The following is a 13,155-nucleotide window of genomic DNA, read 5'->3' on the forward strand; positions in this document are numbered from 1 at the left end:
GTTTAATTATAGTAATATTTCCCAAATTTGTATGCAATAAAGTGTAACTCATGCTACTATATTATATTATTATTTAGGAATGTAGCTTACACTGGATACTGGCAGCGAAGCCATATTAGGTACGGGAAAAAGAACACAAATATGGTTTATCAAGTTTTATAGGCTAAAATAGAACTAATTATTAGCCAGAATGAAGAGCGATTTTAAAGAAAATGAAAAAAAATCCTAGCTTGCCTGACAAAAATGAAGCCCGCAAGAAAGGTTTGTCTATCTGGGTATGGATAGCAGGTTCTCTCCTAATTGTGTTATTGGGTATCGGTATTTATGGCTTTACTCGTTTTAATAGCTTTAAGGATGATACTTTTGGTGGTCGGGATGAAGCTTCTCTTTTGAATACTACCTCCACTCCTTCAAGTTTCCAACCAAGCACAGCAATTCCATTAACCACTTCTTCCGTACAGACAACAGTAGCCATAGTACCTACTGCTACTCCAGAACCTGCTGACCCTATTGTCCAGAAAATAAGGCGTGGCGAAAAAATAAGCCTTATGCTGCTTGGCTATGGCGGTGGCGGTCATGATGGCGGCTACCTCACAGATACAATACTTCAGGTAATATTTGACCCTGCGAAAAAAGCGGTCACAATGGTCAGTATTCCACGGGATTTGTGGGTTTTCGTACCTTATGGCGGCGCGAAAGTAGGTTATTGGGGCAAAATCAACTCAGCTTTTTCCTATGTAATGGAAACTAACGATACCAAGAGTCTTTCCAACCGCTATCGCTATAATCCTGAGAACCTTAATTCACGGGTAGATGCGGCTTCTATTCTCACCAAAGATATTATTGAAAGTATTACTGGTGTTCCGGTTGACTACTGGGCAGTCGTGAGTTTTGACGGTTTTAGACAATTCATAAATGCTATTGGCGGCGTTTATCTAAATGTCGAAAAGACCTTCGATGATTACGAATATCCTCGAAATGATGACCCAAACATTGACCCCGGTTATATGCACATTCATTTTGATGCGGGCTGGCAAACTTTGAACGGTGAACGCGCAATTGAATATTCGCGTAGCCGTCACTCTTTGCAAGACGGTAACGATTTTGGGCGCAGCAAACGGCAGATGAATGTTATTCAGGCTGTAAAGGATAAAGTTACAAAACCTGATATTTTGCTTAAAGCCTTGCCGATTATGGACGCTTTGCAGGGGAAAATACGCACCAGCCTCAGTTTTGATAGGGTTACTGCATTGGCAAGTTACTTCCGTTCCTCTGAAGGCTCTAGCCAAACCAGCAATGTGTTTTTTGTGCCAATGGTGCTGAGTAATACTAATTACTTGACCGACTCGAATTCAGACCCGAGTATTTATTACCTAGAACCGATTGAAGGTGAAGGAAATTACAAGGCGATTCAGGCATGGGTTCGCACTGCACTTCTGTATCCTGAGATTAAACGTGAAAATTTGACCTTACAAGTACAAAATGCTACCGGTTTATCAAAGCCGGGCGTTACTGCCACAACTCTTTTGAAGGGGCAGGGTCTTACGGTTTTGGAGCCACAATGGGCTACTTCACAACTCTTTACGGAGATTGTGGATTATACAAACGGAAAAGGCGTTGCCAGTTTGAAAGCCTTGCGAAACATCTTCCCGACTGTACCGATAACGCAGAGAGAACCTCCTGTTAAGGGTTACACCGGTCCGGATGTGGTGATAGTGTTGGGCAAAGATTATAGCAAGGATAATAGCTTTGACATCATCACTAACACCGACTTATATTCTCCAGCCATAAAAAATTAGCTTATATCTGAAAGCCCGGAGGAATTATTTAAATCGCTTCCGGGCTTTTAATTTTTCTATTCAGGGATTTTGTATTTTCTCTAAGCTATCTGCCAAAAACGCAAGGAGCCATCATCGCCGCCTGCTATCAGTACCCCCAAACTACCCCATGACAGCGCATTTATCGGCTTGTTGCCGGTATTTATCTCGAATAAAAATTGCCCGGTTATTGCGTTCCATAAACTGATTTTCCCCGATGATGGCACATTCGCGGTAGCAAGCCATTTTGAATCGGGCGAAAAAGCAACACGTTTGCCTAGCTTTATTTGGTCACGCGGAATACTTAGAGAATCTTCATATTGCGCTTTTCCCAATAATTTACTAATCGATAAAGAGGTTTGGGTCGGAGCTTCAAAACGAGCCATTTTGAAATCTTCAGCGGTAACAGCCAGCATTTTGCCATCCGCCGACCATGCCACCCCTTGCGGTTTTTCGCTTGTAACTCGCACCGCCCCAACAGCATTATAACTAAGCCCATTTGCCAATTGATGCACTTTTAAATACTCGTCTGCAATTAGCTTGCCATCGGGCGACCAAGCAAAGAATCCAGCATAATCGGCGTTAAAGCTATATTGCTGAGTGTAATATTCGCTATCCCAAATAACCAGTGTACCTTCGTTTCCTAATCCGGCAATGTATTTACCATCGGGGGAAAAGCGCACTTCTACTTGCTCTCCGAAGTTAACCGATGAGGCATCCGGTCTTAACCTAGCTGCGCCGGGACGCAAACGATTGTCAATACTATCCCAACGCCACATATTGGTAATACCGTGAAACCCGCCCGCCACAAATTTTCGCCCGTCTGCCGACCAACTCATAGAAGCGGCGCCCCGCTCCTCCGGGTCAGAGGCGTTTATGTAATATATCTGGAATTTACCGCTTGCTAATTCCATTAACCAGATTTGGAAGCGACTCGAAAACGCCAACCAGTTGCGGTCATTAGATAAGGCAGCAGCGGTAATACCGCCCGGTACACCGGACAATTGCCCAATACTTATAGCTTTGGAAAGCGGTGATACCGGCGCAAGTATATTGTTAAAAGCGGGGATTTTCCCGTTTAATGAGGGTGAAGGGGCAGGGGTAGGAGTTGGCGCAACCTCATCCTCGTTTGATTGGGAGAACTCAATTGGAATAGTCGGTTGGGCTGCCTCAGTAGCGGCTAATGCAGCAATAATTGTAGCTTGCGCGGCTGCATCAGGAGTGCCGAAAGGAGTTGTTTTGCCTTTAGAAACAGTTGGGGAGTTATCTCCACACGCTATTAAGAGTATGGAAAGCATAATGCCAACCAACAATTTAGATGCCAATTTGCATGAATACATTTTGTAACCATTTCTTAAGCTAACTATAATTTTTCTGAGTATATCACCAACTTTAGAACAAATTGTAATGTTATTGCAATATTACTGCAATTATTACTTAATATTAAGCTGTTAATCTATAAGCAGAAGGGCAAACCTTTCTAAGAAAAAAAGAAAGAAAGGCAGCATATGTATAAAGTTGTAGAAATTGACCATAAAACAGCAATAAATACCTTATTGAAACATGGCTTAGCTAAAGCGCGAATGGGTGATAGGGAAAGCGCCCACGCTTGTTTTGAACAGGTATATGAGATAGAGCCTGAAAATGAAACTGCTTTGTTCGCTCTAGCTTATTTAGCTTCCAACCCTTTCGCTGCTAAAGATTATCTTAAGCAATTGCTGGTGAAGAACCCAGAAAACCAAACTGCTAGAATATTTTACAATAAAGTGTACTTTCGGTGCCTAGAACTTGAAGGCATGCTTAAAAATTCAGCGATTTTAAATAAATGGGTCAAGGGCATTGATAAAGATGACCTCCCGCGACTTGGTACTTACCTACTGACGCATAATTATATAAATGAAGAACAACTTGCTACCGCTCTAAAATTCCAGAAGTATCTGACCAAATCTGGTATTAAAGAAAAGATTGGGCAGGTGTTTGTCTCGCTAGGGCTACTCACCCAAGAGAAGTTGGAAGATATACTTACCGAGCTAAATCTAGAGTTTAACAGTCGCTTCATTTGAGCTAAGACTAAGACCTAAAGGCTAATTGAAGCAATTGCCAAACTGAAATTAATCCTTTTTCAAGCAGTATTACATAGTCAATCATAAACGACTAATTCCAACCAAAGAAAAAGGGATGGCGAGCATGGCCGTCACCCTTTACACAGTTTCTATAAACTCTATAGAAACACTGTAAAGCCCCTACCGTAGATGGTAGGGCTTTATTAGTTTATAAGGAAATAATCTGCCGCGTAGGTGAAATAAGTGGACATCGGGCAAACAAGGGAGTATAGCAGCAATAAAGTGGATTCATAATGTTGGAACTGTTATCCAAATGCGTAGGAACAAAAACTTAAAAAGGAGTGCGATAACCTCGAACTCCTCTATTATTTACACAGGATTTAGATTGCCTTGCGTTCGGCGCAAATACCCAAAGTTTTAGGACCGGCATAAGTTCCTACGACGGGACCAATCATTGAAATATAAATATCCTTTAGAGGAAAAACTGAAGCTAACATAGAAGCCAACTCGCCCGCTTCATCCGGGCTATCGGCATGCAATATAGCCAAGCGCTCTAGCGGACCCCACTGGGTTTTTACCACTTCGGCTATTCTTTCTAAAGCCTTTCTCTTGGTTCGTACATTTTCAAAACGGTCAACCTTACCATTGCGAATCGTAAAAAGCGGTTTTACGCTCAGAATTGTACCTGCCAGAGCAGCTAACCCACCGATGCGCCCCCCTTTTTTGAGATATTCGAGAGTATCGGCTACTGCGAGAAGGTTTATGTAGGGGAGTGTATCTTTTATTACTTGAATGATTTCGGGTGCATCCTTACCGATACGCGCCAACTCAGCCGCCTTAATCACAGGTAATGCCAGCGCCGCCGTTACCCAACGTGTATCTATAACCGTCACCTGTCCGGGCGCAAAACTTTGTGCTGCCAAACTAGCGCTGTTGAAAGTTCCGCTGAGGTCACCGGAGATATGCAAAGATATTACCTGAGAACCATCAGCAGTTAGTTTTTCGAAGGTTTGCTGGAACAACCCCACAGGAGGTTGGCTAGTTGTGGGCATTTTGCTAAGATTCGGCAATCGTTTGTAAAATTCGGGGGGTAATATATCTATACCATCACGATAAATTGCATCATCCATGTTTACAGTAAGGGGAACTACTGTAATGCCGTACTTTGCTGCTTCTTCTTGGCTCATGTCCGATGTGCTATCTGTAACGATTTTTACCATTTGACCCATCTGGAAATATTCCTCTCTTTTCCACTTTTTTATTTTATTCTATGCTCGATTTATAGCGGATAGCGAGTGAGTTAGGCGCATTATAGCATAAGTAGCCTCAAATAAATTAAGGCTACCTAAATATATAACTTATTAAAGAGGTTAGAAGATGCCGCCTTCGTAAACGGTTACACCCATTGCACCCGGACCCAGATGAGTAGCAAGCACCGGGCTAAACAGCCCCACGAAGACTTTTTCTCTTGGGAAAACCGGAGCAATGCGCGTTAATAAAGCATCAACATCGCTGGCGCTATTGCTATGCATAATCGCCATTTCATCAATGTGCGGAAAATCTTCTATAAACTCGCAAAGTCCTTCAATGGCTTTAGTGCGGGTGCGAGTGCGCTCAAATGGCACAATCAAACCATCTTCAAGACGCAAAAGAGGACGGAAATTATTGGAAGGTGTTGCTCCTAGCGCTGCTTGAGCCTTTCCGATACGACCTCCAGCAGTGATATGAGTCAGGGTATCTGTAAAGAAGATTACATGAGTCTGGTAAATCATGCGGTTAATTAACCGCACCAGTTCGACATGATGCGCCCCTTTGCGGGCGCGTTTGGCGGCTTCGATAGCAATGATGCCTAAACCGAAGCTGGCAGTAAGTGAATCTATCACGGCAATTTGGGTTGTAGGCGCCAAAATACTGTTCTTAGCCGCTACCGCTGAGGCAAAAGTACCTCCCAGTTTTGCGGAATGATGTATTGAAATGACGCTTTCACCTTCTTTAAGAATTTGCTTGTACAAATCCTCAAAAACTTCCTGCCGGGTATGGGTGGTTGTCGGCAAGGGAAGGTTTGAAGGCCAAGTAGCCAAGCGGCGATGAAATTCTTCGACACTTAAATCTACTCCATCCAGATAATCATCATCATTGATATGAATCTGGATTGGGACTACGTGTATGCCGTATTGTTGCGCCAATTCTGGTGGCAAGTCGCAGGTACTATCGGTGACGATTCTAACGCCCGGCATAGGTTTCTGGTTACCTCTTTTTGTTATCCGGTAGTAAATTATGAGGTGTATTCCTCTATTTTTCTACCATAGTAAGCTAACGCTCATTAGTTCTGAGCTATTCAGCCGATATAATATAATGATAATGAGGCTGCCCTCCCGGAACCATCTGAACCGACTGGTTTGGAAAGCGTGCTTCTACCTGAACTTGAAATATTTCTGCCTCAGCATTACTGACATCCCTTCCGAAATAAAAAGTTAATAACTCGTATCGGCTGGCTTCCATTTGAAGGAGTAAGCCCCATACGGTTTCTTCCTTGCTTTCGGCGGCTATGCTCAATTCGTCATTTAGAAGACCAATCCACTGACCCTCATTAACTTGAATGCCGTTGATGGTAGCGGTGCGAACAGCACGAGTTACCTCACCGGTTTGAACTTCTTTCAAGCTGGAAATCATAGATTCAACATTATCTTCAAGCGAATCCACTGCATTAAACCGGTTAAGCGCAGATATTCCCTGCGGCAAAGTCGCAGAAGGTACTACAGCAACTTTCTTTTTCGATAGGTTACGAACCTGATTTGCTACCATGACGATATTTTTGTTATTAGGTAGAATAATAACCTCATCGGTTGGCAAGCTATCCACTGCCTTTAACATCTCTTGCGTACTAGGATTCATGGTTTGCCCACCGTGAACTACAGCGTTTGTACCGAGCGCACGGAATACTTCTACCAAGCCCGCGCCGGGAACTACACTTACAATAGAAATAGAACCAGTAGGTTCAACAAATTCATCAGTATGTACAACCCCATTTTCCTGCTTTGCGTCTTTATTCTTGAGAAAAGCTTCTTCGTGTTGAAGACTCATATTGTCCAGCTTAATCTGACCTAATGAGCCAAGCGAAGTAGCAAATGAAATAATTGTTCCCGGATTTTCAGTGTGAATATGCACCTTGACCATTGTTTCATCGCCCACGATTACAGCGCTATTGCCCATTGCAGCAATTTTATCGCGTACTTCTTCAAAAACAATCGGCTTTTCTGCGTATAACATGAAGTTTGTACAATATCCGTACTCATCCATTTCATGTTCTTCTTCGGAATTGACAGCAAATTGTGGCTTGGCTTTTTCAACTTCACTGAGTTCGGTCTTTATCAGTTTTTCGCCTCGCAAGTGTTTGAGGAAACCTTCGAGTATAACGAAAAGACCATGACCCCCGGCATCCACCACCCCCGCTTCTCGCAAGGTCGCCAGTAGTTGGGGGGTACGTTGTACAGAGGCTTTGGCGGCAGCAACCGTTTCGGAAAGCACATACAAAAAATCATTCTTGAAATCGGCAGCTTTGGTAGCCGCTTCTGAAGCTTCGCGTACAACTGTTAACATTGTACCTTCCACCGGCTTCATAACCGCTTTGTAAGCCATATCTTTTGCTTTTATCAGCGCGTGTGCAAAGTCGTGAGCGGTAATGGTATCCTTCCCAACCATCCCATCTGCCAGCCCACGAATAATCTGACTCAGGATGACCCCGCTATTACCGCGAGCGCCCATCAGCGCACCATAGCTAAGGCGTTTAGTTACATATTCGGCTGTGCCATCCGCAATAAGTTCTATCTCAGCGACTGCCGCTTCCATAGTACGAGTCATATTTGTTCCGGTATCCCCATCTGGAACAGGGAAAACATTAAGCGCGTTAATGGCATCAGTATGTTCTTTAAGCCATGTACTAGAGGCTAAAAGCGCATCTTTTAAATTTGAACCATTCCAGAGATGCGTGGGGTGTGCTGCAATCCTGGATTCTACAGTGGTTGTGTTATCGCTGTCCAAACGCTTTTCCTCCAAAAAGCAGCATTTTACTCCTTGTGCAAGCCTTGCACATTTACATTTACTTGGGATACAGCCATACCCAAGTGGCTTTCGACCTCGAATTTAACATTTTGCATAATGTTATGGGCTACTTCGCTGATACGGATGCCATATTGTATGATAACAAAGAGGTCAATAATGATTTCATTATTCTCAATTCTTACCAAAATGCCGTCTTTAGAACGAGGGGTTGGTAACATTTCGGCGCGTCCATTCTTTAGGCGTGGCGCAGCTATGCCAACAACACCATAACCTTTTTCCATAACCGCATTGGCGGCTACCGTTGCGATGGCTTCGGGTGAAATCTCAACTTTCCCAAGATTATCTAACGTCGGCGCTGGTGGTGTTTGTCCTGTCGCCGCCCCAAAGCTCTCCAACCCTGATTTGTTCTTCATAAATTATTCAGCTCAAATTTAATCAAGGTACTAAGCGCTATACTCAGTATATTCGATTTTACAAGGAGTCCCTGACTCAAGCAAAGTTCCATATGAGGCTAAGTAGTTTGCTAAACAGAGCAGGATGTGATAAACTAAATTTTCTGTCAACCCTGACAACCCGTCAAGGGTCGAATCCGGGCTTTATGATACAGCAAAAAAATTGATTCGTAAAGGGGGTAATTCGCAATTGTCCGGCAAATGTGATGTATGTGGTAAGATACCCGGTTTCGGGCATAATGTTAGCCACTCAAACCGAAAAACTAATCGCATGTGGCGACCAAATATACAGGTAAAGACCCTTCAGCTAAAGGGTGATACCGCACCGGTCAGGCATAATGTTTGCACTCAGTGCATGCGTACTATGGTAAAAGATAGAGTCTAGCTCTTTCTCGAAATATTTGGCTCGAACCTGTACAAATTTTGGCAGAAGGCTATCCCCCCTTTGTAAATTTCTATAGGTTTGAGCTTTTGTTTTGCCTACTATATTTCTAACTGCTATCTTACTCAAGATTGACATCTCGCCTACCCTTTTCTATGCTATAACTAGCAAACCAAACATCCCACCGGAAGGAAATTTTATGTTATACGGTCTGGACTTTGGCACCAGCAACTCCACCATTTCACTCTTTTCCGAAGCCGAAAAGCGGATTATTACAATACCGGTTGAGCAAAGGCATGAACGCGCCGATATTATCAACACCTTAATTTACATCGGGCGGGATGGCAGACAGTTGATTGGGCGTGAAGCCAGCGATGCCTATTTTAAAGATAACGTTGGGCGTGAAGTAGTCAAATCAATGGTCAATACAGGCGAAACCTTCAAGAGCTATGTTTCGGTAATGGGTGAAGTAACCGAGTCTATTGTAATTGAAGTTGATGCCGGAATACCGGGACGTTTTTTTCAGTCCATCAAATCTTTTCTGGGTGATGAATTTTACTCTGGGACTGAAATCTGGGGTAAATTCATGAGCATTGAGGAATTAGTGGCGCTCTTTCTAGGAGAGTTAAAAAAACGTGCCGATAGCTATAACGGACAAGCGATAGATGGGGTGGTATTGGGTCGCCCGGTTTTCTTTTCACCGGATGGCATAGGTGACGAAATCGCGCAGGAGCGTTTACGCAAGGGCGCAGAGCTTGCCGGATTTAAAGAAATCCATTTCCAATATGAGCCGGTAGCAGCAGCCCTGCATTATGAGAAAGATATGGCACAACAGGAAGAATTTGTGCTGGTCTTCGATTTTGGCGGCGGCACGCTCGATACTACTGTTATTCGGGTTAACCCTGAGCGTATAAACGAGGGGAACAGGCGTGATGATATTTTGGCTACCAGCGGGCGCGTAATCGGCGGTAATACGCTGGACGAAGAAATAATGGAGCAACGCCTGTTTAAATATTTCGGAGAGAACGCGCTTTGGAGTGAGCAGCGCTTACGTTTGCCTAGCTATATCTTCGGTATGCTACGACATTGGTACACAATTCCTAACCTTCAGGTCAAGCGCATTTACGCTTTTCTGGAGGATATAAGCCGAATGACTGACGGACGTAAACAGATAAAGGCGTTGGATTGCCTGATACGCAAAAACTACGGCTTTGCCCTTTATCAGGAAATTGAACGAGCTAAAGTTATACTTTCGAGCGAATGGGAAACCCGTATCACCTTCTTTGAGGAGGCAATTGCTATTGATGAATATCTCAGCCGTATCAACTTTGAAACCATAATCACCGGATATTTGAAAAAAATTGAACATTGTATTGATGAAACGCTGACACAAGCCGGAATCAAGCCTGAGCAAATACAGGCGGTGTTGCGAACTGGCGGTAGTAGCAATATCCCGGCGGTACAAAAGTTGCTGGAAAGGAAATTTGGACGGCGCACGCTACGTTTTCAAGACGCTTTCGCCAGTGTTGCCAGCGGATTAGGCATTGCCGCAGCACACGGTACATGGTTTGACTGAATTACTTTCTATCAGGACTTAATCCAAAAAGAAGGTTTGAAATCATTTCCTTGATAAATTGATCCCGATGCAAGGGTTCATTGGGTGTAATTCTTTGGGATTCTCTAACAATTGGTAACATCAAGCTCGTCATCGTACCAAAAAATTGCGTCAGGATTACTCCGGTATGGCAGCGCCGCAACTTTCCTTGCTCCATCATTGCATAGAGATAGTCATTAGTAGGGATTACAAAGGCAGAAACTATAACATGCGCCACCAACTGGGTAATTTCAGGTTTTTTGAAGCCCTCTGTAAGATTTATCTGGAATAGACTGGCAATCACTCGGTCTCGCATCAAATTCATGTAGATACTGGCTACCACCTGCAAGAATTGCTCAGGCGGCAGGTGCATTGAGGCGCGAATGTGGGTTCCCACGTCTTCCAATCCGGCAGCTTGCTGCATAACAGCAGTAAAAAGAGCTTCCTTGCTTTCAAAATAGTGGTAAATTAGCTGAGGGCTAAAATTCCCGCCCTTTTGCTTCATTTCCTCCGCTATTAGCCGGTTACTCGTACCCTCATACCCATTTTTTACAAAGGCTTGGGTAGCAGCTTGCACAATCTCTGCTTTTCGTTCCCCAAAATTCTTATCAGTTCGTGCCATCTTTAAACCGCCTTTCTCTTAAATTTACTTACTAATCAGTAAATTTATACTTCCATTTTACCCTAGATACTTCTTATAGTCAATAATTCTTCTCCTTTTGTGAAAAGCTGATACTGCTGGCGAACTATCCTCAAATTCAGAAAAGCCCACAGGAAGCGGGTTTAAGCGGGGCTATTAGTACCGACAAACTGCTAGAGCATTTGCTCTATCGTCTCGATTTCAGAGGGCGTTAGTTCATAAAGGGCATAGCTTATTTCGGCGGTTGTGCTTGTATCAAGCTTAGCCTCGAAAAGCTGCGGGAATTGCTTGAACCTTTCAGGGAACGGTAGTGCTAATTTTTTAACGGGGTTGGCGTAATAATCATACTGCCCACCGCCCACCTGTTTGCTATAACTCCGAAATTGCCATGTGGATAGGGACGTATTCAGAAAATGCGCCGCTGCTTGCTCAAATAGCAACCCTTTCGGCGCGATTCCCTCTTTCGCCGCGTCATTAAATACTACTGAAATCACATCGGTGCTGAAATAGAATTGGCGAGTGTCCAGCGCAAAGCGATTTCGAGGGGCTTTGTAGGGCGTTATCAACTTGGCAGAGGCTTCAAAGAGAGCGCAAGTCCTCGCCCATTGCAATTCATACCAAGGGAAGGGTTGGCGATAACGCAACCGTTGCTCAAGTTGCTGCCGGAATTGCATAAGATAGGAGGCAGTAGCAGGGTAATCTAGTAGGCTCACTCCCGCTTCAAGATATATCAAAAACAGGTCGTCATTCCATTCCACTATACCGGGTGGCACAATCTGCCCGTTCTTTATGGCAGGTTTGACCACTTCTGCCTCTAACCCACGCGCAATTTCAGCCGTAACCATAAAAGCCGCATCCAGTCCGGTTTGCACTCCGGTGCGACACTCAGCAACATGCTCTAGCAAAACGGATTGCTCCCGAATTTTTGCCAAAAGCATTTCTTCCTGTGGCATCCGGCGCAACCATGCCCAAGGAGCGCTGCCGAGTTTGCGTTGCTCCACCATCTTTTCATTTTCACCCACGCAATAGGTAAGCTCATGTGCAGGAGCGGGCGGTTTCTTTTCCAGAAATAGCAGGCAATTATCCACCTCTGCCTCGCTGAAAAGACGTTGCCCTCGCATATCTTCCAGCTTTATTACCGTCACGCTTTGCGCCAGCCATTCTCGCAAACGCGCCCCAAAAGCCGCTTCTTGCCAGAATCGGGCAGTAATAAAGCCCAAACGCCCACCCGCTTTGAGAATATCAATACCGCGACATAAAAAGTAATAGAGCATATCGGCTTTCAGGTTATACGCTTGCGGGTAAGCGTAATTGAAATAGGCTTTTTCAACGCCGCTGTAATCGTTAAAACCGATATAGGGCGGGTTTCCAAGCGCAACCGCAAAACCGCCTTGCTCGAATACTTCCAGCCATTCCTCACGCCAATTGAAAGGCATTAAGCTTGCCAGATATGCGCCATCGCCGGGATTATCAAAAAGGTCAAGGTTTTTCAGTTTCTCCGGCGAGTCAGAAATTATCGCGTTTCCGCTCCTAATATGGTGTGCTAACATAAGCAGGGTTTCGAGGGATTGTTGCCCTTCCAGTTCGTACAGACGCATAAATAAGGTAAGCCGGGCAAGGTCGGCAGCATCGGGGTTTAAATCCAGTCCATAAAGCTTTTCCGCCAGTTTATGGGGGGCTGTACAGGATTCTAACTCGCACAGCTTATCCAGAGCCGTTAGCAAAAACACCCCACCCCCGCAAGCCGGGTCTATAATCGCCCCAACCGGCGCATCCTGCATGGTTTGTTCGGTAATATAAGCTGCCAGCGCCAGAGGCGTATAAAAAGACCCTGCCCGTTTGCGCTTCGATTCTCCTGCTTTCTCCATTTGTAGATTCGCGAGACTCTTAGCATTTAAAAGCGGCGGCTTTAATTGCGTTATCTCTAGCGCAATTTCTTCTGGGCAAGCCTTCGCAATTTTAAGACATTCGAGCGGGTAAACTTCTTCAGGCTCATAGCCTTCCAACGCAATCCCTAACACGCGCCGTGCGATTTGCGCCAACACTACATGGGCAGAGTCGTTTCTATCAGCCTCTTGCGGCAACCGCTTCTGTCTCTTTAAGGGTGATAATTGCGAGAGAGGGTGAATTCTGCCGGATATGCTC

Annotated in this window: 11 protein-coding genes; 4 read left to right on the forward strand and 7 right to left on the reverse strand. The window is 44.5% G+C overall.

What is annotated here, in order from left to right:
• The first annotated feature begins 212 nt into the window (after nt 1-212).
• Complete coding sequence (locus tag WCK19_RS09760) at nt 213-1,799, forward strand: LCP family protein (RefSeq protein ID WP_342397184.1); 1,587 nt, start codon at nt 213-215, stop codon at nt 1,797-1,799.
• Nucleotides 1,800-1,879: 80 nt separating this feature from the next.
• Here the strand turns inward: WCK19_RS09760 and WCK19_RS09765 are convergent, their stop codons facing one another.
• Nucleotides 1,880-3,157, reverse strand: a complete 1,278-nt coding sequence (locus WCK19_RS09765) for a hypothetical protein (protein ID WP_342397185.1) — start codon at nt 3,155-3,157, stop codon at nt 1,880-1,882.
• 168 nt (nt 3,158-3,325) lie between these two features.
• Here WCK19_RS09765 and WCK19_RS09770 point away from each other — a divergent pair, with 168 nt between their 5' ends.
• Nucleotides 3,326-3,880, forward strand: coding sequence for a hypothetical protein (locus WCK19_RS09770; RefSeq protein ID WP_342397186.1), 555 nt, complete (start codon nt 3,326-3,328; stop codon nt 3,878-3,880).
• Between the two features lie 380 nt (nt 3,881-4,260).
• On the opposite strand, the gene WCK19_RS09775 is transcribed toward WCK19_RS09770, so the two are convergent.
• The 4 genes from WCK19_RS09775 to WCK19_RS09790 all read right to left on the reverse strand — a co-directional run bounded on the left by WCK19_RS09775 (nt 4,261) and on the right by WCK19_RS09790 (nt 8,355).
• A complete protein-coding gene (locus tag WCK19_RS09775) occupies nt 4,261-5,109 on the reverse strand; it encodes a DegV family protein (RefSeq protein WP_342397187.1) in 849 nt (282 codons plus the stop codon).
• Nucleotides 5,110-5,250: 141 nt separating this feature from the next.
• Entirely contained in the window at nt 5,251-6,117 is an 867-nt protein-coding gene (locus WCK19_RS09780; protein ID WP_342397188.1) for a DegV family protein, read from the reverse strand.
• 97 nt (nt 6,118-6,214) lie between these two features.
• On the reverse strand, nt 6,215-7,921 hold the full coding sequence (locus WCK19_RS09785; RefSeq protein ID WP_342397189.1) for a DAK2 domain-containing protein: 1,707 nt from the start codon (nt 7,919-7,921) through the stop codon (nt 6,215-6,217).
• A 26-nt stretch (nt 7,922-7,947) separates the two neighbouring features.
• A complete protein-coding gene (locus tag WCK19_RS09790) occupies nt 7,948-8,355 on the reverse strand; it encodes an Asp23/Gls24 family envelope stress response protein (RefSeq protein ID WP_342397190.1) in 408 nt (135 codons plus the stop codon).
• A 229-nt stretch (nt 8,356-8,584) separates the two neighbouring features.
• On the opposite strand from WCK19_RS09790, the gene rpmB reads away from it, so the two are divergent.
• Together rpmB and WCK19_RS09800 are read left to right on the forward strand one after the other, a co-directional pair.
• Nucleotides 8,585-8,779, forward strand: a complete 195-nt coding sequence (gene rpmB / locus WCK19_RS09795) for a 50S ribosomal protein L28 (protein ID WP_341469218.1) — start codon at nt 8,585-8,587, stop codon at nt 8,777-8,779.
• A 91-nt stretch (nt 8,780-8,870) separates the two neighbouring features.
• Nucleotides 8,871-10,352, forward strand: coding sequence for an Hsp70 family protein (locus WCK19_RS09800; RefSeq protein ID WP_342397191.1), 1,482 nt, complete (start codon nt 8,871-8,873; stop codon nt 10,350-10,352).
• Nucleotide 10,353: 1 nt separating this feature from the next.
• On the opposite strand, the gene WCK19_RS09805 is transcribed toward WCK19_RS09800, so the two are convergent.
• Nucleotides 10,354-10,992, reverse strand: coding sequence for a TetR/AcrR family transcriptional regulator (locus tag WCK19_RS09805; protein WP_342397192.1), 639 nt, complete (start codon nt 10,990-10,992; stop codon nt 10,354-10,356).
• Nucleotides 10,993-11,183: 191 nt separating this feature from the next.
• Nucleotides 11,184-13,094 carry an N-6 DNA methylase gene (locus WCK19_RS09810; RefSeq protein WP_342397193.1) on the reverse strand — a complete coding sequence of 637 codons (1,911 nt, stop codon included), beginning with the start codon at nt 13,092-13,094 and terminating at the stop codon, nt 11,184-11,186.
• Nucleotides 13,095-13,155 lie beyond the last annotated feature (61 nt).

Origin of the sequence: Candidatus Chlorohelix sp. (assembly GCF_037138995.1) — a bacterium.
GTDB lineage: Bacteria > Chloroflexota > Chloroflexia > Chloroheliales > Chloroheliaceae > Chlorohelix.